This window comes from Streptomyces sp. NPDC050433 (assembly GCF_044458565.1).
Lineage (GTDB): Bacteria > Actinomycetota > Actinomycetes > Streptomycetales > Streptomycetaceae > Streptomyces.
In genome coordinates, this window is the sequence record NZ_JBITIB010000027.1 from 38,068 (window position 1) to 57,431 (window position 19,364).

Consider the following 19,364-nt stretch of genomic DNA (forward strand, 5'->3'; position numbering starts at 1 on the left):
TGTCCCACAGCGGCGGACAGCGCCCGACCGGGCAATTCAACGTCAGTCACGGCCGCCGCATCGCCCTGAGCACCCGGGAAGGGGTGTGGTCCGAACCGCTCCGCGCAGGATCGCCTCGACCACGCCTCGCGCGGTCGGCTCCTCCAGGCGCGCACCCCGTTAGAGGACGGCCCCTCGGTGTAGCGCTCCAGCGCCTTGCGGAACAGCTGCTCCTTGTTGCCGAAAGCCGCGTACAGACTCGGCTTGGTGATGCCCATGGCAACGGCGCGGCCTTCGGAGCTGTCCGGTTGGTGAGGTCGATGACGAAGCCTTGGTAGAGGCTCTGGTCGAGGGCGACCATTCAGCGGGTGGAGCCGTTCGTGGTTGTGAAGCGTTTCGTCCTCGGTGATGTTCGTGCCCTGGAGCCAGGTGGACAGTCGGATGCCGTTGATGGTCTTGTCGCTGGTGAGGTCGGCCGGTCTGGCTGTCGCGGCCAGCAGGCTGTCACCCGGGTCCCGGCGGCATCCAACCCTGAGTAGGAGCCCCGGTCGGGCCAGTTGACGGGGATGACGCTGTTCGCGCTTGTCGCTCCGAGGAAGCGACGTCGGGAAAGTGCAGGCGGGTCGAACATGGGCGGACTCCTACTCGCGAGGGACATCGGACAGCACGAGGCTTGGCTGGCGGCAGCACGCCGACGGTTCGCTGGGGGCGCGGCGAGCCCGGAGTCGGTTCCTATTCGAAGAACTTGAGGCTGTGGCCGACGGTGGTGTTGGCGGCGGGGACGTCGACGTTCAGTAGGGGGTCCCCGCCCGCCATCATGGTCGCGGCGTGCGAGCCGAACAGGCACCCGTTGCTCTTGTACCAGTCCCATACGTACGTCGGATCGCCACCGGCGCGCAGCCGCAGGTCGGTGATGCAGTACTGGTTGCTCCAGCTGCCGTTGGCGGAGTACACGATGTGCAACCGCCCGCCGGGGTCGACGACGGGCTGCGGTGCCTCGTTGATGTACGGGTTTCCGACGACTCGTTCCCACGGCTCGCGCGGCTGCGAGATGACGTGACGTGCGCCCGTGGTCGTGGTGGGACCGCTCATCCGGGCGATGTAGAGGTTCTGCTCGACGTTGGTGTCGCCGCACCAGCCGGACCAGCCGGACCAGACGAACCAGCGCCGGCCGCCGAAGGTGAACGGCGCCCCGTCGATGGCCGACGGTGGCCACTTCCTCCTGGAGAGCCACCTCGACGAGGTCGCCGCCGCCACCATCGGATTCTGCCCGCGCGTACTCGGATCACCGCGTTCGTGAGCAGCGCGTTGAACTTCGCGGTCCTCTCCTGCTCCAGGGGTGCCTGGACCTCTGCGGGTCAGTCGCCTGATGATGAGGGTGATGCGTGCCCGGTTCAGGTGGGCCGCCGCTGTGTTCCCTCGGCGGGAACAGGTCAGGGGCGGCCCCTGCGAACAGAGGCCGCCCCACCCTTCTTCAGGCGACTTTCGTCAGGAGGAAGGCTTGGCGACCGAGACGACCGACCAGCGCTCCGCGCTCTGAGCCGTGTCGCCGCAGTCCACCACCTTGAGCCTGGCGTCGTCTCCGGCGGCCCTGTCGCCGTCCACCGCCAGACACAGGTTGCTGGAGGCGTGGCGGAACCGTAGGGCCCCCGGACGCGGCTCCGTCCACCAGCGCTGGTGGCCCGAGCCCGTATCGTCGCAGTGGCTTGTCCGTTGGCCAGTTCTCGGGACGTGGGGCCGTGGGTCTTCTTCACCCCGGCCTTTGGCTGCGCTGTGACCTTGGGTGTGGCCGCCTTCTCGGTGATGTTCCCGGCTGCGGGCTTCTCCCCCGCGGCCTTCGTTCCCGCCGCAAGGGACGGCTTGGACGCTCGGCGAGGGGGACTCGGCCTTGTAGACCGGGGGCGGGTCGTCGGACGTGCCGGGATCGAACGTCGTCAGGCGCTCCAGCGCGGTCTCGTCCGCGTCCTCCAGGGAGGTGGACGAGCCGTTCGCGCCACGTACTTGGCGCAGCAGGACCCGGGGGGCACCTCCAGCACTCTGAACGCGGTGCCGGGGGCGAAGACGACCTCGTCACCGCCTTCCTGAAGCTGCCGGACCCGGCGGCCGGTGATCGACCAGATGGCGAAGGCGACGCCCGCGATCCGGTTCTTCCCGGAGGGGGCGAGCGGCAGCCCGCTCGACGGCGCCGGTCGCACAGCAGATTGCCGGGCCCCAGGTCGCCATGGCCGATCGGGCCGCCGGGGCCACGCGGAAGGGCCCCGCGGTACGACGGCAACCGCCCGAGCCCGGACGTCAGGCATTCGGCGTACGGCACGAGACGCTGTTCGCCGGCCCGCAGTGCGGGCATCTGTGCCAGCGTGCTGATCGCCCAACTCGCGGCCCTCGGCATGGACGTCACCATCGGCGCGCGCGAACAGACCGCATGAACCGCGCCGACGCGTATCACCGCACGTGATTTTCAAGAGAGTAGTAGGTTCCAGACCGACGGTGAGAGGAAGAAATCCGGACCAAATGGCTGCCATGCAGGCGCGGTTGGATGCCAGCCGCGATCGGCTACCGGAAGTCCCGAAAACGTCCGGCAGCGGCGGCAGGCGTACGGGTACGCCGGAGAATCGATCGATGGCTTCACCGACGCGGCCGACAGACTCGTCAGGCGCCGCGGGCAGGCAGCAGACCAACGGCCTTCAGCCGCTTGTCCGATGCTCGGGCTGCCCATGCGACCACCAGCAGGCCCACGGCCAGCAGCGGATAGCCCATGGCTATCTTGGCGTAGCCCAGCGAGTCGACTTCGTCGGCCTCGTAAAGGTACTGCTGGACGACGAACCGGGCTCCGAAGATGAAGGCCAGCACCAAGGTGGCGATGTTGTAGTAGAGCCGCGAACGCCTGTCCGCGCGCCAGACGGTACCCCTGCCGGTAGCCGCGTTCCAGATCAGGCCGGCCAGGGGCCACCTCGCCAGAACGGAAGCTACGAAGAGGACCGCGCCGGCCAGGCTCGCCCAGATGCCGATGAGAAAGTAGTCCTTGGCGGAACCGGTGTACCAGGTGATGCCGGCGGCGATCGCCACGCCGAAGAGCCCGCCGAGCGCCGGCTGGAGGGATTCCTTGCGCAGCAGCCGGTTCGCGGCGATGGCCACCGCAACGACGACGGCGACAATGATCGCCGTCTTCAGCCCGCCGACGTTGTTGGCTACCACGAATGCCACTACGGGCAGTGCTGAATAGACCAGGCCCTTGGTGCCGCCCGCCTGCTCAAGGGCGGTCGGTTTCCTGCGCTGATCTGTCGTCCGATTCATCTGCACAGCGGTCGCCGTCTCCTGGTGGGTGGTGGTTTGCATGGTGATCAACTCTCTGGGGTTCACCTGGGGCCGAATGACGATCTCATGGCGTCGCCGAATGACATTATGTCGGTGAGTGACATCTTGAGCTACCCATCATTATGTGATCCAGGTCATACTGTTGCGTGCCTCGGGTCATCGGTGCACGGGACGCCGGGAAGGTGCGGCGGGGACTTCGGGGGCGCGCCCTCGGAGCCGGGGCTTCCGTGTACCCACGTCCACGTCGCCCGCTCGGCAAGCCTCTCGCCCTCCGTGCTCATCGCCGGAGATGGCAAGGAGTGCTGCCATACGCCATGTAGTTGCCTTCGATGTCACTTAATGACATTGTCATTGAGTGACATCCTCAGGGCGTCGACCGGTGTCAGCCACTGTGCGCGGCTCCAGGGATCTTGTCGCCCCGTCACGCTCAGGCCCGCCGCAGGAAGGACCCCATGGCACTGCCGAGGACCGTGACCGTTGAGGAACTCTTCGCCCCACCCGTGCGTGCGAGTGCCTCCCTCTCACCGGACGGCACCAGGATCGCCTACCTGGCCCCCTGGGAGAACCGGATGAACCTGTGGATCGAGGGCGTCGACGCGCCCGGGGACGCGCGGCGGGTCACCGCCGAGGACCGCGGCCTGCTCAGCTACTACTGGACGGACGATCCGCGGTGGTTGCTCTACACCCGGGACCAGGGAGGCGACGAGAACTGTCACCTGTACCGCGTCGACCTCGACGCCCCTGACGTCGCGGCGATCAACCTCACCCCCTTCCCCGGCGCGCGCATCGCGGATCTGGCGCTGCCCGCCGCGCGGCCGGGAAAGGCGGTCTTTTCCGCGAACACCCGGACGCCCGCCGAGTTCGACCTCTTCGAACTGGACATCGCGACCGGTGACCTCCGTACCCTGGCGACGAGTCCCGGCGGCGCCACCACCGGCCTTCTCCACGGCGGCAACGGGGACCCCTTCGTCACCGAGATGACCGAGGAGGGGGACCTTCGGCTCTCGCGCTGGAACGAGGCGACGAAGACCCTGAGCCAGGTCGCGCTGTTCGACGGCGCGGACTATCCGGTAGGCGTGTATCCGATGGAGGCCACCGCCGACGGCACCGGCGTGCTGGTCGGTTCGTACCGGGGCACCGACCAACTCCGCCTCGTACGGCTGGACCCGGCCACGGGCGAGGAGACGGAAGTCGACTCCCACCCGGTCCACGATCTGGACACGCGGGCCGGCGCCTTCCCCCGTCTGCCGTCGCCGCTCATCCGCAGTCGGCGCACCGGTGAGCTCATCGGAGTCCGATATCTCGGAGAACGACAGGTGATCCACGCGCTGGATCGGCATTTCGCCGAGGTCCTGAAGAATCTGGAGAAGCTGTCCGACGGCGACTTGGGCGACATCTCGTCCGACGAGAGCGAGCGGCGGTGGGTCGTCACCTTCGTCCACGACCGCGATCCCGGAGTCACCTACTTGTACGACCACGCCACGGGCGAGAGCCGCCTGCTCTTCCGGCCCAGGGGGCACCTCGATCCCGGGCAGTCGGCGCCGATGACACCAGTGACGATTCCTTCCCGGGACGGTCTCGTGCTCCCCTCCTACCTGACTCTGCCGGTCGGGATCGAGCCGCGTCGGCTGCCGCTGGTCCTGCTCGTGCACGGAGGCCCCTGGACGCGGGACAGCTGGGGTTACAGTCCCGTCGTCCAGCTCTTCGCCAACCGTGGATACGCCGTGCTGCAGGTGAACTTCCGCGGCTCCACCGGGTACGGCAAGGCGTTCACGCAGGCCGGCATCGGGGAACTGGCCGGCAAGATGCACGACGACCTCATCGACGGTGTGAACTGGGCCTTCGAGAGGGGGTACGCGGACCCGGGCAGGGTGGCGATCATGGGCGCCTCCTACGGGGGCTACGCGGCACTGGTCGGCGTCACCTTCACACCCGACGTCTTCGCCGCCGCGGTCGACATCGTCGGCATCTCCGACCTCGAAAACTTCCTGCGCAACCAGCCTGCCTTCGTCCGGCCTGCCCTCGCCTCCAACTGGTACCGCTACGTCGGCGACCCCGCGGACCCGCGACAGGCAGCCGACATGCGCGCCCGTTCACCCATCAGCCGGGTGGACCAGGTCCGCGCACCACTGCTCATCGGCCAGGGCGCCAACGACGCCCGAGTGGTACAAGGCGAGTCCGACAACATGGTCGACGCTCTCCGCGAGCGTGGGATCCCGGTCGAGTACATGCTCATGGCGGACGAAGGCCACGCCATCGAGAACCCGGAGAACCTGATCGCCCTGTCCAGCGCGGTGGAGTGCTTCTTCCGCAAGCACATCGGAGACGGCCGGAACGAGACGTAACCCCCGTCCGGCCGCGGAGAGCGGTGACCACGCCGCGAGTAGCGTGAGGGACTGGTCAACCCCGGTTGAACGCCGCGCCGACCGGGACGACCACACCATTCTGGATTATGAAGTACACAATCTGGCAGCCCGTCCCGGGGAACCGGCCGCTCCGCCCTCCTGGAAGATGTGGGAGACAGCCGTGCCTCGCCCCTTCCCGAGACGTCGGCCGCGCTCTGTCCGGGGGCATACCCGGCGGCGGTCGGCTGGTGGCTGGGCAGCGCCGGAACGGCCCCCCACGTGGCACGCGCGCTCGCGGTCGCGGACCGCGACGGGCTGCGGCAGCCGGGCCGGGAGTTGGTGCAGTTGCTCACCGGGGCGTCCGGCACCGACCCGGCGCGTACGCTCGGCTGGCTCGCGGCGATGACACGCCTCGGCGTCCTGAGCGAGAACACGGACGGTTCGCTGCGGTATGCCCATCCCCGGCTGCGCGACGCCGTACTCGGGGACTGGCCGGCGGAGCTCCGGGAAGCAGTCAGTCGCTCCTTCAGGAGTACACGTCCGGCAACACCTCGGCGGGGATCCAGCGGCTCCACGAAGCACTGCTCATGGCAGCCGAGCCTCATGACCGGGCGGGGACGGCCATCGCGCTGGGCACCGCACTGACGGGACGGGGTGGAGCGCGTGAGGCCATGAGCCTGTTGTGTGAAGCGGAGCGGGAACTCACCGGGCATCCGGTGGCGGCCCAAAGCGTCCGGACCGCAGCCATTCTGCTCGCCGATCAGGATCAGAACGTGCGCGCGGCGGGATATCGCAGGCTCCTGGACGGCTCCGCAGACGCGACAGGAGCAGTCGATGTCGCCGGGCGGGCTCTGCTGGTCCGGCACGCGGCCATGGCCGGAGAGCTCTCCGCCGCCGGCGCGACGGCGCGACTGCGGGTCATGCTGAACGAGCCCGCGGACGAACTTCTGGAGCCCTTCCTCCTGGGAACCGCCGCCACGGTCACCCTATGGGCGGACGGTCCGCGGGAGGCGGAAAGTCTGGCCGAACGCGGGGTGAGGCAACTGTCCCCGACACTTCTGCACCCGGCCGCGCAGATGCTGCGCGGCGTGCGAGCCGAGGTCGCCGCGCTGCGCGGAGACCACGAACTGCTGCTCACGGAACACGCGGCGACGGCTGCCACCACTCGACGGCCAGGTCCCACCAGCGCCAACTCCCACGCACTGCACGCACTCACCGAGATGGGCAGCTTCAAGGACGCGTGGCGCCTCGTTCGGAGCGTCGACCTGCACGAAGCGACGGACTCCTGGGCACTGAGTCGCTTTCTCTACGCCTGTGGGAGCCTGCGCGCCGCCGAGGGCGATGTGACGGGAGCCTTACATGACTTCCTCGACTCCGGACACCGGCTCTCGGCGTATGCGGTGGTCAACCCCGTGGTGGTCCCGTGGCGCTCGGCCGCCTCCGCATCCCGACCGGCGAGAGGCCTCGGCATCCCCCGTCGCAAGGTGGAGGGTCGTTCTCATACGGTGCGTATTCGGACGATCCGACAACGCGGCGAAGTGCCGTAGCTGTCGTCGTGCGCCCGCCGGGGATCACGGGACAGCCCTTGGGTGTCGACTCAGACAGTGACCGGGTCTCCTACCGCTCCGCCGGTAGCCCTGCGGACCGCATGTGCGATGCGGGCAGAGGTGTCCGCGAACTGGCGAGGATCGGCGCCTTCCAGGAGGCTCGCGCCCACATCCTCATTGATGACCCGCAGTGTGGCGGAGGCCGCCGCGGCGTGCAGGCGTACCTCAATGTCCTGGGCCGGAAGCTGGAGTCGTCGCGCGATGATCTCCGCCATCTCCCGTTCCACCTGGTCGCAGGCCATCAGCCAGGCTGTACGGATGGCCGGCTCGCTGTCGGCGAGCCGGATCATCTTCATCGCGAGTACGCTGTCAGCCACCGCCACCGGATCGGCCTCTCGGCCGATCTTCCTCGATTCCGCGAGGAAGTGGTCCTCGAGCGAGAGCTCCGGAGACCAGCTGCGCAGAGTGGACATCTCCAGCTCGACCCCCTCCATCACAATGGGTTCGGCACAGCTCTCCTTGCTGCGGAAGTGGCGCCAGATCGTGCGGGTCGACAGACCGACGGCATCGGCGATCTGGTTGCCGCTGGTCGCGTCCACGCCTTGATCCCAGAACAGACGTGATGCCTCTCGGGAGATCTCCAATCGGATGCGGTGCCGCCGACGCTCACTCATCCCACCCACGCTGCGTTTGGTCGATGCCTCGTCGGCCATCTCGCCGCTCCTTACTCCACGCCTCCCTAGAGTGCCATAGTGACATTTAGTGACGTTGAATGCCAGCGCGATAGGCGGAGCATCTGGCCGCGCTGCCCGGCGTCACGGTTCTCGATCTCGACCTTGCCGCGGCGTTGGCGGTGGCGCGGCAGAAAGCGCCGGCCGCGGCACCCAGCCGGCACGCGGCGCAACCGACCCCGGACCGCCCCCGACGGAGCGATCATCGCGACCACGGATCCCGTCGGTGGGCAGGGGAGCCGAGTCCGCGTTCTGGAACTCACGGCCTGACGGGGCGTCGGGCAGCGCCAGGAACTTCATGACGGCGTCGTTGGTCGGGTTCATGTGTCTCGCTCAACCACTAGGAGAACAGCGCCCGCAGTACCACGAGATTCCCGAGCAAGGGCATGTTCTCGCAGGTCAGATCGGTAGGTTTGAGAGGGGAGCGCGTCCTCCCACAGAGCAGGACGTCCTGTGACGCACGCCACGGCGCCTGGCAGGGGCAGTCTTTCGTGTCCGCAGGGTGCAGCGGCTCACCGCTCCGTCACTCTGCCTCCCTTCACGCTTCGCGCGACCTGCCAGGAAATCCGGCGCTCTGGGCATCCCGTAGGGAGCATCGTTGTCTTCCTCGTTCCCACCTTCAAGATCGCGGCGTCGGCGTTCTGCACCTCGTCGGCCATTACCGAGGCCAGGGCGAGGGCCTTGCGCTGGGCCGGGGTGCGCCGCGACCCACTCGGCCTCGGCGAGGTCGGCGATCTCGGCACTGGCGGAGACGCCGGGAACGATGCTGGCGTCCAGACGGAACAGGTCACGGCTCTCCCCAGCATAATCGGACTTCACCCCGCTTAAATTTCCGGAGGTAGGTTGAACCTGTGAATGTGCCTGTGGTCCCCTTCGGGAAGCCGCGCGGTGAACGCGCCGACGCGATACGAAATCGGGAGCGCCTGCTGCGAACCGTGCGCGACATGATCGCGGAGGGCGGAGTGGACTCGGTCACGATGGACGGACTCGCGGAGCGTGCCGGACTCGGCAAGGGCACCGTCTTCCGCCGCTTCGGCACCAGAGCCGGTATCTTCCGGGCGCTCCTGGAGGACGACGAGATCCGGTTCCAGGAGCAAGTGCTGTCCGGACCTCCGCCACTGGGGCCCGGCGCCGAACCCGTTGAGCGCCTCGTCGCCTACGGCCGCGCCCGCATCGACTTTCTCCTCGACCGCCACGCCATCGCGCGGGCCTCCTTCCACCGCAACCGGCCCGAGCCGGTCGGCAACCCGTCGGTGTCCCAGCTCCACATCCGCGTGCTGCTCCGTCAGGCAGCGGCGATACCGGGACTGGACGGCGTGACGATCCAGCTCACCGCCGCGTTGGAGGGGCCCCTCCTGCTGTATTTCTCACAGCCGGAGATCGGCGACAACGCTGCGGCGGAGATCAGCGTGTTTCTCGGCGACGCCTGGCAGACGCTGATCGAACGCCTGGTGCGCTGACCGGCGCCCCGGGACGCGGGCGAGCTGGCCGGCCCGGGCCTCGTGCTCCGGCAGGAGGCCCCCGGCCAGGCCCTTGGTGGCGAGGGCGTGCTTTACCGTGGCGGTCACGCCCTCGGGCAGGGCGGTGATGTCGCGGGCGACGCGGTCCACGACATCGCCGGGCCCGTCGGCGGGGGCGGCACTCTCGCCGAAGCCGACGTCACGTGCTGGGCAAACAATGGGCTGTCCCGTGATCCATAGAGGACCACGGGACACCCTGAGAGACGTCAGGGCGCCGGGGCACGCTCGCTCCGCGTTCCCCGCCGCAGTCGACGGGGACGCTTTCAACAGGTCGGCAGACCGTCAACCGCCGACCGAGGACGGAGAAGGCTCACTCCTTGATCACCAGTTCCAATGCGGGGGCTCCAAGGGCGGACGCGAAATGTTGCTGCATCTCCACGATGCGTGGAAGGGGTCGCCAGTACACGGACAGTTCCACGATGTTGTTGTCCGCGTCGAATCGTGCGTAGTCAATGCCGTCCAGGGCGGTCTCGCCGACCCGCAGCCCGAAGGACGCCGCCAGCTGGGTCTCGCCGACGAGGATCTGGTGCACGGTGAAATCGTCAGCGAGCGAGGAGAGCTTCTCAAGGAGCGCTGTGGCTTTTTCGCGACCCGAAATGGCCTCTTCGAGGATGGGGCTGTTCAGAACCACATTCTCAGCCAGTCGACGGGAAATCTTGGTGACGTCCGCGTGGTGCATTCCGTCGAGGAACTCCTCGAATGAGGCTCGCCGAAGGTCAGGGCTTGGCATTTCTTCTCCTAGTGCCGAAATTTGGCGAATGGTGGCGGCGACCGACATGCACCGGGGGCGGACGGGGCGACGGCGCCGTGCTCAGGTGCGGCGATCCCGCTCACGCTCGTCGACCGCGGTGTGAGGCGAGGCCGGCGCGTGATCGGGGGCGGTCCAGCTCGCGAGCAGGCGCAAGGCCTGCTGAGAGGCTGTCCCGGTCTGTGCGGTGTATATGCAGAAGGTCTGGCCGGCGTCGACGGGCAATGTCAGCGCTTCGTGATGAAGGGTCATCTCGCCCACCACAGGGTGCAGGAACCGCTCGTCGGCGTGGCTGCACTGGCGTACCTGGTGGGCGGCCCACCAGCGGTTGAACTCAGGTACCTTCACGCAGAATTCACCGATGAGTTCGTTGAGGAGCCGGTCGTCGGGGTGCTGCCCCGACGACAGCCGGAGAGCGCCCACGAAGCCCTCCGCGACAGCCTCCCAGTCCCTGTACAGCGTGCGCGCGGCCGGGTCGAGCAGGGTGAAGCGGGCTATGTTGCGTTCGCGACTGGGCAGGGCGTCGAAGTCGGCCAACAGCGCACGCGCAAGGTGATTCGAGGCGAGTACGTCCCGCCGGTGGTTGACAACCAATGCCGGGGAGACGTCGTTGAGGACGTCCAGCATGTGGTGGACCTCGGGCCGTACACGCGCCACGGACGAAGGACGACCCCCGCCGGAGACAGGTGGCCGGGCAAGTTTCCTCAAGTGGCCCTGCTCGACGGGATCGAGCCGTAAGGCGCGAGCGACCGCGTTCAAGACCGAGTCCGATACATGCCGGTTGCGGCCCTGTTCCAGGCGCGCGTAGTAGTCGGTGCTCACCCCGGCCAGAAGTGCGACCTCCTCCCGGCGGAGTCCTGGTACTCGACGCGGACCGCTGCCTGGACTCAAGCCCGCGTCCGCAGGGCGAAGCCTCGCCCTGCGGGACTGGAGGAATTCTCCGAGTTCGACGTTCTGGCCCATGCCCCCAGTGTGGCGCGCGTACGGCACCGCGAGGACGCTGAGGGGGGATCAGCTGGACCTAGGCTGTGGTCTGGACGCCACTCCCTCCAGGCGTCATGGTGGTGAGGGTCCTGATGTGGTGCCGAGAACGTCCCTGGTGCGTATGAGGTCTTTCAAAGTACGCGGACAGCTTTTCATGCCCCTGTGCCCTGTGTCCCAGTGCGGTATCGGAGTTGTCCTCGCCGGATCCTCGTAACGGCGCAGGGAACGGACGCTCACCCCGGCCTACGACGCCGATTGGCATGCCCGGCTGATCCCTGTGATCCCGCGGCAAATTTCCTCTCTCCTCTGACACCACGTCAGGTTATATGTCATCAAACCGTGGCGGGTTGAAATCCGTGCCGCGGACCATAAAGGAGCTCCGAAGTGACGTCCCTTTTCGGCAATTACCAGCTCGGCGACCTGACGCTGCCCAACCGGATGGTGATGGCCCCGATGACACGGGTCCGCGCCACCGCCGACGGTCTGGCCACACCGTCGATGGCGACGTACTACGCCCAGCGGGCCACCGCCGGCCTCATCGTGTCCGAGGGCGTCCAGCCGACTCCGGTCGGCCAGGCTGCCCCGGGTACGCCGGGGCTCCACACCGACGAGCAGGTCACCGCGTGGCGGCCGGTGACCGCCGCCGTGCACGCCAACGGCGGGCGGATCTTCGCCCAGCTCATGCACGGCGGACGCGTCTCACACCCCGACACCACAGGCATGACGCCGGTCGGACCCTCGGCCGTCCCCGCCGTCGGGGAGGTGTTCACGCCGACCGGGCTCCAAGCCGCGCCGACGCCGCGCGCCCTGGAAACGGCCGAAGTGCCCGAACACGCCCTGTCCTACGCCCGGTCCGCCCGCCGCGCCCTCGACGCCGGCTTCGACGGAGTGGAACTGCACGGCGCCAACGGCTACCTCATCTCGCAGTTCCTCTCCTCCAACGCCAACCTGCGCACCGACCGCTACGGCGGCCCGGTCGCCAACCGGATCCGCTTCGCCGTCGAGGCGGTGTCCGCGACGGTCGAAGCCGTCGGCGCGCACCGGACCGGCATCCGTCTCTCCCCGGCCGGGGCGTTCTGGGGTGTCGAGGAGGCCGACGTTCCCGAGCTCTATACCGCGCTGCTGACCGAGCTCGCGCCCCTCGGGCTCGCCTACGTCCACATCGAGGCCACTGCCGACGAGGAAATCCTGGTCGGCCTGCGCCGCACCTGGCCGGGCACCCTGCTCATGAATCCGGTGGTCCCGATGGGGGCGAAGCAGACAGGACGGGAGGACGCCGATCACTGGCTGGGACTGGGAGCGGACCTCATCAGCTTCGGCCGCGGCTTCCTCGCCAACCCCGACCTGGTCGAGCGACTGCGCACGGGACTCCCGATCGCTCCGGTGGACGCGGCCACGTACTACCAGGGCGGCGACGCCGGCTATCTGACCTACCCGGCCTACCAGCACACGGCCTGAGCCGGCCTTCCTGAGGTGGGAGGGCGTGGATGCCGCTGCAACTGCTCCTTGTAGGGGGTGACCAGGCAGCAGAAGGGTGTGCGTACCCCCGGCATCCAGTTCCGCTACGGCATATCGACGGGCAGAGTTCACCCGTGCGGGAACCTTTCTGTGGCGACCGGGCGGGAAGCCGTGCACTCGCCCTCCACGCTGCGGCATCCACTCGCGGGCGGCGACGGCTGGCAAGGTCGACACCCCGGCCAGGTCCCAGGACGATACAGCTACTGCGTGTACGGGGGACCCGCTGGGCGCGCTCTCCTAGAGAAGGCCGCCGCGGTGCGGAGGGTGAGGACGCTGCGCGCGGAGCTCGGGGTGACGCAGGGAACGGTGCAGCGCGTCTCGACGCAGCTCGGTTACGGGGTCGAGTCGGCGCGGATTCGGGTGAAGCAGGCCGACATCGACGACGGCGTCACGCTGGGCGTGAGCACGGTCGAGGGGCAGCGGGTGCGGGAGCAGGACAACCGTGAGTTGCGTCGTGCGAACGAGGTGCTCAAGCGGGCCGCGTCTTTCTGCGGGGGCGGAGCTCGACTGGCACGGCCGGAAGTAGCCGCGTTCACCGGCGCGAACAAGGACGACGTCGACGTCGTGGACGGTCGCCGGCTCGGAGTCGGGTCCTTCGGGTCTCGCGCTCGGGCTACTACCGGTGGCGCGCCGGCGCGAAGACCCGTCAAGGCTGGAGATCTTCCAGCGGCTCGCCTACTGCAACGCACGTCAGGCGCCACAGCGCTCTCAAGTGCTACTCGCCAGCCGAGTTCGAACAACAACAGCAGAGAGAACGCAAACCCACACTCGCAGCATGATCCCTCATGTCCACGCTCCGGGGGGCGCCTCACCCGCGTGGCGCCGTATGTCAGCAGACAGGGGCCGGCGCTGGAGCACTGGCTCCGCTGCCGCCCTCGACGAGTGCCGATCAGCGGTGACCGGGTCTCCTACGGCTCCTCCGGTGGCTCTGCGAACAGCCCGCGCGACACGGTCGGGGGCGTCGGCGAACTCCTTGGGATCAACACCCTCCAGAAGAGCCGCGCCGATGTCCTCGTTGATGACTCGCAGAGCAGCCGAGGCCGCCGCGGCGTGCAGGCGTACTTCGATGTCGTCTGCCGGGAGCCGCAGCCGGAGCGCGATGATCTCGACCATCTCGCGCTCCACCTGGTCGCAGGCCATCAGCCAGGCGGTGCGAATGCCTGGTTCTATGTCGGCCAACCGAATCATCTTCACCGCGAGCAAGTCGTCGGCCCGCTCGACGGGAATGGCTTCACGCTCATACCTGACGCCTTCCGCGGCGACATGCTCTTCAAGGGAAAGGCGCCGCGGCCAACTCCGCAACATGGCCATCTCCCAAGCCACGCCCCGCGTCACGATGGGCTCCACACAGCTCGCCTTGCCGTGGAAGTAGCGCCAGATGGTACGTACCGACAGACCGACGGCTTCGGCGATCTGTTCACCGCTGGTCGCGTCCACGCCCTGTTCCCAGAACAAGCGGGACGCTTCCCGTGAGATCTCCAGCCGCACACGATGACGCCGTTTGTCACTCATCCCGCCCCCGCCTGGCTTGGCCGATGCCACACCCGCCCCTCCGTTCCCTGTTCACCATTATGCAGTAAATGCCATAATGGCAGTAAGTGACGCCAGTGTCGCCTCGGGGGGCAGATGAAAGATCACCCGCGTCCTGGCGCGGGCACCGCATCGGCCCCCAGGCCGCCGCTCATGGCGAAGTTCACCGAGCCGCCCGTCACTCCTGAAAAGTCGACGACGGCTGATGTCAAGAAAGGAAGCCCTTGGCCTCCGGCGCCCGCCGGCGGTCGGCCTCGCGTTTCAGGATGGGTGCCATCACTCGCTCTTCTTGCCTCTTGACGTGTCCGGTCGGCCTCGGCTGGGCCGACGGGAGCGGCGCGCGCGAAGCCACGGGAAAACGTGTGGCCAACTGCGGAAGGCGCCGCTTTTCGACGCGGAACGGACTGAACGGGGGCACCGCCACCACCGTGGGGATGCCACGGCGTCTTCGCCCTGTGTGGTGCCGCTTTTCCTCCGGGTCCCGGAAAACAAGCACCTGCCCCCAAAGAAAACCAACGGGGAGGGCGGGGGGCGAGGGTCGGGTGGTAAGTGCGGTCTGTCGTGCGGCCGGAGCGGCTCATTCGGCGCCGGACCGTCCGCGTGGCGATGCGGATGGGAAGCGTTTTCGGGCGTGTTTTCGGCTGCCGTCGGCGTCGGTCGACCGGGTTGGCGCCGACAGTAGGGTCGACGCCGTGCTGTCACGCGGTCATATTGTCACTAAGTGACAAAAGGGGCAAGCCTGCTTGAGGTTCTCATGACGTCGGCAGCTGTCGCCGACTCGACTCCATCGCCACCCACAACGCATCAGCCGCCCGCCCGGTTCAAAACGCCTGCCGGACAGCATGGCCGCGGCGGCGGGGCGGCCTCATCGTGCCGATCGCCGTCTGCACCTCGCGATCGTGCGTCACGACAGCCAGATTCTCAACGAGTTCCGCCCTTCTCCCGCCGACGTCTCCCTGCCGGTAGACCCGGTCCACTCTCCGCTCCGCTGGTGGGGCGGGCCGAGGAGACCGCCGAGCTCGCGGCCGTCCTGGCGACCGCCGCCGCAGGGCGTACCACGTGGGCGGTGCTCTCTGGCGAGTCGGGCTCCGGCAAGACCCGGCTGCTGGACGAGGCGGTGGTCCGCTCGCGCGCCTCGGGATTCACCGTGGCCCGCGTCGACGGTGGTCAGGTGCCCGTACAGAACGGGGGAGGCCCACGGCCCTCCCCGGCCGCGACTCCTCAAAGCTCTGCGACAGGGAGCCCCTGAGAACGCGGTGCGGGGAGGTGCAGAGACAGTGCTCGAAAGGCTCGACTCGGCGCCGCCGGAACTCCACTCGCTGCTGACGCGGCTTGTCGATGCTGTCCCAGACGGCCACATCGCTGTGCCGCTCGCTGTGTGAACCGCCGACGACCTTCACGCGGGGTGAGCTGCTCTAACTCCCGCCCGATCGGCGCACTGGACCGCTGGCCAGGGTGCCCACAGCCGTGCGCGGCAGGGCCCTTTTCCGGCTGGCTGAACTGCCCGATCCAGTAAGGGTGTTGCTTCGGAGCGCCGCCGTGGATGGCGAGTGGCTCGACATCGGAGTTCTCGCCGAGATCCAGGACGAGCCGCCGAACGAACCACTTCTTCTGGTCGACGCGGCGGTCACCGCGCGGCTGCTGACGTGGGAGGAGGCGGGCCCGACGTCCAGGCAGTTTCTGCGCGCCACTCTCGCGCACCATCTGGCCGCGCGAGGCGGCGTGGACCCGGCTCGCCTGGCCCGGCATCATCGTGGCGGCCAGGTGATCGCGCTCGGAGGCGTTCGCCGGTCCCAGAAGAGCCAGCCGGCCAGTGCGGTGTAGTACGCCCACGGCGCGGTCTGCCATCCGCTGCCCCAACGCGTCGCGGCGTTCGTGTTGTTGGCCCGGTGCCGGGCAGCGAGCGTACGGATGGAGGCGTTCGCGGCCGAAAGCGTCCGCGGGCCGTACGTATCGGCGACCAGGGCCGTGGCGCCGACGACTGCGGCGACGGCGGGCAGCCCGACGGCCCGTTCGTCGGTTCCCTGATGACGCTCGGGTCGGCGCCGCCGACAAGGGCGCGGCCGAGCGTGGACGGGTTGTCGTCCTCACCGTGCTGACGGCTTCTGCGGGCCCGGCGGTGTTCACAGCCTGCCCGAGGACGAGTGTGCCAACGAGTGCGAGCGGAGCCACGCCGGCGTGGTCGAACGACCCTCTCGATGCACATCCAGCCCATTCGAATACGTATCCGTCTCTCATGCGGGAGATATCCTGGGTGGATGGATGTGGTGAGCGACGCGATCTCTGTGGTGCACCTCGGGCACCCCTGGTCCCACCGGGTGCGGACGAGTGGGAGCTGGTGTGCGCGGCTGGAGCCGTACGACGGTGCGGGCTTCTACGTCGTACTGAAGGGCACCTGCTGGCTGCTGACCGACGGCGGCGCCCGGGTGACTCTCGGCGTGGGTGACGCGGTGCTGCTGCCTCATGGTGCGGGCCATGTGATCGCCGATTCCCCTGTCGACGCGGCGGTCGCGGAGGAGAAAGCGGTGCCGTTCGAGCAGTGGCTCGGGGGGACGGGGCCGGGAGCCCGGCCTGATCGCAACGAGACGGAGATACTCTGCGGCACGTACTGGCTCGACTGCAGCCGCATGCACCCCCTCATGGCAGAGTTGCCCGAGGTCGTCCACCTCCCCAGCCGAGTGGGCAGCCACCTCGAACTCCGCGCCGCCATCGACCTGCTCGCCGGTGAGCTGGACGAGATCCGGCCCGGCTCCTGTGTGGCGCTCCCGAACCTGCTCGACCTCCTCCTCGTCTACATGATCCGCTCCTGGATGGCCGACGCCACCAGCGGTGCCTGGCCCGGCGCACTGGGCGACCCGGTGACGGCCGCCGCCCTGCGGGCGATGCACTCCCACCCGGCCGCGCCGTGGAGCAACGACAGCCTGGCCGCGGAGGCGGGCGTCTCCCGCCCCACCCTGGCGCGCCGGTTCACCACCCTGGTCGGCCGCCCTCCGATGACGTACCTCACCTGGTGGCGCGTGATCCTCGCCGCCACCATGCTCCGCGATACCCCAGAAACCCTGGCCACCATCGCCGGCCGAGTCGGCTACGGCAGTCCGTATGCACTCTCACACGCCTTCGAAAGGGAGTTCGGTATTACGCCGGGGCGGTATCGGGTGCAGGCCGCACATCGGTCCGCTCCCACCGCAGGTGACCGGGATCAGCCTCGAGAGGCTGCGGAAGCGGGCCACGCGGGACCAGGTCGACCGGGGCCACGGGTGGGGGCAGGGGCAGGGGCGAGCTGAGCCCCCGGGACCGACGATCTGACGAATGATCGACTCGGGCCCGTGACGGGAACGTGGGGCGCGTTCAGGAGGGCGGCCAGTTGCGCAGGACGGCGTCTGTCATCTCCTGGAGTTCGTCGCGGCCGACACCGCTCGCGGCCTGTACGGCGATGCCGTAGGCGAAGGTGGTGACGAAGCGGGCCAGGAGTCCCGGGTCGGTCTCTGGAGGCAGGTCGCCGTCGTCGACGGCTCGCTGGAACCGCTCCCGTATGCGGGAGTAGTCGTCGTTGCGCCAGGCTACGAGGAGGTCACGGACGTCCCGGCCTGCGTTGCTGGCGGTCAGGGCGCCCTGGACGCCCAGGCATCCGTGGGGGTGGGCCGGGAGAGTGGTGGTGCGAATGGTGCCGGCCAGGATCGCGGTGGCGGTGCCGAGGGCGGTCGGCTCCTGCAGGGCCCGGACCAGGTAGGCGCTCGGGCCTTCGGTGTAGCGGTCGAGGGCCTTGCGGAACAGCTCCTCCTTGTTGCCGAAGGCCGCGTACATGCTGGTGTTGGAGATGCCCATCGCGTCCGTCAGGGTGGTCAGGCTCGCCCCCTCGTAGCCGTGCTCCCAGAAGACCAGCATGGCGCGCTCGAGAGCTTCGTCGGCGTCGAATCCTCGCGGCCGACCGATGGGGCCGCTCCGTTTCGTCTCCACCCCCGCAGCCTACCTCGCAGCGATCGCTGCAGAAGTGCTAGCGTCGACTTCTGTAGCGATCGCCGCAGAAGTTCGGGGAGGTTGTTCGCGTGGAACTACTTGAGGGCAAGACCGCTCTCGTCACCGGGGGCAGCGCCGGAATCGGCCTGGCCAGTGCCGTACAGCTGGCGGTCGAGGGCGCGCACGTGTTCATCACCGGCCGGCGCAAGACCGAACTCGACGCGGCCGTCGAAGTGATCGGTTCAGCGGTCACCGGGGTGAGCGGCGACATATCGAACCTCGCCGACCTGGACCGGCTCTACGAGACGATCCGCAGCCGGGGGCGGGGCCCGGACGTCCTGTTCGCGAACGCCTCCACCGCCTCGCTCGTGCCGCTTGAGCAGGTCACCGAGGAGCACTTCGACACCCTCTTCGGTATCAACGTCCGGGGCAGGCTGTTCACCGTTCAGAAGGCTCTGCCACTGCTCAACGACGGGCGCCTCGGTCATTTTGAACGGCTCCACGAACGCGGACGTCGGCGACCAGGCGCTCGGCGTCTACGCGGCGACCAAGGCCGCCACCCGTTCGTTCTCCCGGACCTGGTCCAACGAACTCAAGGGGCGCGGCATCCGGGTCAACACCGTCACGCCCGGCCCGACCGACACCCCTGCCGTGTCGGCGCCCACCCCCACCCCTGAGCGCTTCAAGGAGCAACTGGCCGCGCGTGTGCCTCTAGGCCGGCTCGGGCGCCCCGAGGAGATCGCTGCCGCCGTGACCTTCCTCGCCTCCGAACAGAGCGGCTTCATCACCGGTTCGAGCCTGTACGTCGACGGCGGCCTGAACCAGATCTGAGAGGCGGAGCCACCCATGACGACGATCGGGATCATCGGCGCGGGCGAGATCGGCAGCCAGATCGCCCGCGCGGCAATGGGGCACGGCTACAAGGTCGTCATCGCGAACTCGCGGGGGCCCGAGACCCTGAAGAGCCTTTTCGCCGAACTCGGCCCGTCAGCACGTGCCGCACGCGGCGCGGATGCCGCGGAAGCCGTCGAGCTCGCGAGGCGGCTGTACGACCAGTTCGGTTTCGGCACCGTGGACAACAGCCCGCTGAACGATTCCTGGCGCACCGCCCCGGGCCCGCGCGTTCTACCTGCGCTACATCAAGGCGCTCAATGCCCATGAGTTCGACGGCATGGACGAGTTCATCAACG

Annotated in this window: 15 protein-coding genes and 5 pseudogenes; 12 read left to right on the forward strand and 8 right to left on the reverse strand. The window is 68.5% G+C overall.

Going from position 1 to position 19,364, the window contains the following annotated elements:
• Positions 1–51: 51 nt before the first annotated feature.
• The 3 genes and pseudogenes from ACIBLA_RS28395 to ACIBLA_RS28405 form a co-directional block, all read right to left on the reverse strand.
• Positions 52–260: pseudogene (locus tag ACIBLA_RS28395) on the reverse strand (TetR/AcrR family transcriptional regulator); the annotation flags it as partial.
• 478 nt (positions 261–738) lie between these two features.
• Positions 739–1,182, reverse strand: a pseudogene (locus tag ACIBLA_RS28400) (hydrolase); the annotation flags it as partial.
• A 1,446-nt stretch (positions 1,183–2,628) separates the two neighbouring features.
• Positions 2,629–3,315, reverse strand: coding sequence for a DUF3159 domain-containing protein (locus ACIBLA_RS28405; RefSeq protein ID WP_399200287.1), 687 nt, complete (start codon positions 3,313–3,315; stop codon positions 2,629–2,631).
• 431 nt (positions 3,316–3,746) lie between these two features.
• Here ACIBLA_RS28405 and ACIBLA_RS28410 point away from each other — a divergent pair, with 431 nt between their 5' ends.
• The 3 genes from ACIBLA_RS28410 (at position 3,747) to ACIBLA_RS28420 (ending at position 7,186) form a co-directional block, all read left to right on the forward strand.
• Positions 3,747–5,639 (forward strand): alpha/beta fold hydrolase, encoded by a 1,893-nt coding sequence (locus tag ACIBLA_RS28410; protein WP_399200288.1) that lies wholly within the window; start codon positions 3,747–3,749, stop codon positions 5,637–5,639.
• A gap of 168 nt (positions 5,640–5,807) precedes the next feature.
• Positions 5,808–6,284 (forward strand): hypothetical protein, encoded by a 477-nt coding sequence (locus ACIBLA_RS28415; protein WP_363243611.1) that lies wholly within the window; start codon positions 5,808–5,810, stop codon positions 6,282–6,284.
• 26 nt (positions 6,285–6,310) lie between these two features.
• Complete coding sequence (locus tag ACIBLA_RS28420) at positions 6,311–7,186, forward strand: hypothetical protein (RefSeq protein WP_399200289.1); 876 nt, start codon at positions 6,311–6,313, stop codon at positions 7,184–7,186.
• A 50-nt stretch (positions 7,187–7,236) separates the two neighbouring features.
• Here the strand turns inward: ACIBLA_RS28420 and ACIBLA_RS28425 are convergent, their stop codons facing one another.
• On the reverse strand, positions 7,237–7,899 hold the full coding sequence (locus ACIBLA_RS28425; RefSeq protein ID WP_399200290.1) for a TetR/AcrR family transcriptional regulator: 663 nt from the start codon (positions 7,897–7,899) through the stop codon (positions 7,237–7,239).
• A 74-nt stretch (positions 7,900–7,973) separates the two neighbouring features.
• Between ACIBLA_RS28425 and ACIBLA_RS28430 the strand changes: the two are divergent.
• Positions 7,974–8,187 (forward strand): annotated as a pseudogene (locus ACIBLA_RS28430) (hypothetical protein); the annotation flags it as partial.
• 581 nt (positions 8,188–8,768) lie between these two features.
• Complete coding sequence (locus tag ACIBLA_RS28435) at positions 8,769–9,377, forward strand: TetR/AcrR family transcriptional regulator (RefSeq protein WP_363243607.1); 609 nt, start codon at positions 8,769–8,771, stop codon at positions 9,375–9,377.
• A gap of 370 nt (positions 9,378–9,747) precedes the next feature.
• On the opposite strand, the gene ACIBLA_RS28440 is transcribed toward ACIBLA_RS28435, so the two are convergent.
• Entirely contained in the window at positions 9,748–10,215 is a 468-nt protein-coding gene (locus tag ACIBLA_RS28440; protein ID WP_363243606.1) for a nuclear transport factor 2 family protein, read from the reverse strand.
• A gap of 33 nt (positions 10,216–10,248) precedes the next feature.
• A complete protein-coding gene (locus ACIBLA_RS28445) occupies positions 10,249–11,148 on the reverse strand; it encodes a helix-turn-helix domain-containing protein (protein WP_399200291.1) in 900 nt (299 codons plus the stop codon).
• A 405-nt stretch (positions 11,149–11,553) separates the two neighbouring features.
• Here ACIBLA_RS28445 and ACIBLA_RS28450 point away from each other — a divergent pair, with 405 nt between their 5' ends.
• The gene (locus ACIBLA_RS28450) at positions 11,554–12,627 is read left to right on the forward strand and encodes an alkene reductase (RefSeq protein WP_363243604.1); all 1,074 of its coding nucleotides are present in this window, start codon (positions 11,554–11,556) and stop codon (positions 12,625–12,627) included.
• A gap of 267 nt (positions 12,628–12,894) precedes the next feature.
• Positions 12,895–13,275 (forward strand): annotated as a pseudogene (locus tag ACIBLA_RS28455) (hypothetical protein); the annotation flags it as partial.
• Between the two features lie 195 nt (positions 13,276–13,470).
• On the opposite strand, the gene ACIBLA_RS28460 reads toward ACIBLA_RS28455, so the two are convergent.
• Positions 13,471–14,199, reverse strand: coding sequence for a helix-turn-helix domain-containing protein (locus ACIBLA_RS28460; protein WP_363243603.1), 729 nt, complete (start codon positions 14,197–14,199; stop codon positions 13,471–13,473).
• Positions 14,200–15,208: 1,009 nt separating this feature from the next.
• Between ACIBLA_RS28460 and ACIBLA_RS28465 the strand changes: the two genes are divergently transcribed.
• From ACIBLA_RS28465 to ACIBLA_RS28475, 3 genes are all read left to right on the forward strand, one after another.
• On the forward strand, positions 15,209–15,466 hold the full coding sequence (locus ACIBLA_RS28465; RefSeq protein WP_399200292.1) for an AAA family ATPase: 258 nt from the start codon (positions 15,209–15,211) through the stop codon (positions 15,464–15,466).
• Positions 15,467–15,756: 290 nt separating this feature from the next.
• A complete protein-coding gene (locus tag ACIBLA_RS28470; RefSeq protein ID WP_363243601.1) occupies positions 15,757–16,041 on the forward strand; it encodes a hypothetical protein in 285 nt (94 codons plus the stop codon).
• A gap of 434 nt (positions 16,042–16,475) precedes the next feature.
• A complete protein-coding gene (locus ACIBLA_RS28475) occupies positions 16,476–17,501 on the forward strand; it encodes a cupin domain-containing protein (protein WP_399200293.1) in 1,026 nt (341 codons plus the stop codon).
• 64 nt (positions 17,502–17,565) lie between these two features.
• On the opposite strand, the gene ACIBLA_RS28480 is transcribed toward ACIBLA_RS28475, so the two are convergent.
• Positions 17,566–18,174, reverse strand: coding sequence for a TetR/AcrR family transcriptional regulator (locus ACIBLA_RS28480; RefSeq protein ID WP_363243599.1), 609 nt, complete (start codon positions 18,172–18,174; stop codon positions 17,566–17,568).
• Between the two features lie 89 nt (positions 18,175–18,263).
• On the opposite strand from ACIBLA_RS28480, the pseudogene ACIBLA_RS28485 reads away from it, so the two are divergent.
• Positions 18,264–19,005 (forward strand): annotated as a pseudogene (locus tag ACIBLA_RS28485) (SDR family oxidoreductase).
• A 15-nt stretch (positions 19,006–19,020) separates the two neighbouring features.
• The gene (locus tag ACIBLA_RS28490) at positions 19,021–19,335 is read left to right on the forward strand and encodes an NAD(P)-binding domain-containing protein (RefSeq protein WP_399200294.1); all 315 of its coding nucleotides are present in this window, start codon (positions 19,021–19,023) and stop codon (positions 19,333–19,335) included.
• Positions 19,336–19,364 lie beyond the last annotated feature (29 nt).

Excerpts from the sequence above, each read along its gene's own strand:
- ACIBLA_RS28440 (WP_363243606.1), bottom strand. The coding sequence starts at position 10,215 with ATGTCGGTCGCCGCCACCATTCGCCAAATTTCGGCACTAGGAGAAGAA.
- ACIBLA_RS28405 (WP_399200287.1), bottom strand. The coding sequence starts at position 3,315 with ATGCAAACCACCACCCACCAGGAGACGGCGACCGCTGTGCAGATGAAT.
- ACIBLA_RS28420 (WP_399200289.1), top strand. The coding sequence starts at position 6,311 with ATGAGCCTGTTGTGTGAAGCGGAGCGGGAACTCACCGGGCATCCGGTG.
- ACIBLA_RS28475 (WP_399200293.1), top strand. The coding sequence starts at position 16,476 with ATGGATGTGGTGAGCGACGCGATCTCTGTGGTGCACCTCGGGCACCCC.
- ACIBLA_RS28460 (WP_363243603.1), bottom strand. The coding sequence starts at position 14,199 with ATGAGTGACAAACGGCGTCATCGTGTGCGGCTGGAGATCTCACGGGAA.
- ACIBLA_RS28410 (WP_399200288.1), top strand. The coding sequence starts at position 3,747 with ATGGCACTGCCGAGGACCGTGACCGTTGAGGAACTCTTCGCCCCACCC.
- ACIBLA_RS28490 (WP_399200294.1), top strand. The coding sequence starts at position 19,021 with ATGACGACGATCGGGATCATCGGCGCGGGCGAGATCGGCAGCCAGATC.
- ACIBLA_RS28445 (WP_399200291.1), bottom strand. The coding sequence starts at position 11,148 with ATGGGCCAGAACGTCGAACTCGGAGAATTCCTCCAGTCCCGCAGGGCG.
- ACIBLA_RS28425 (WP_399200290.1), bottom strand. The coding sequence starts at position 7,899 with ATGGCCGACGAGGCATCGACCAAACGCAGCGTGGGTGGGATGAGTGAG.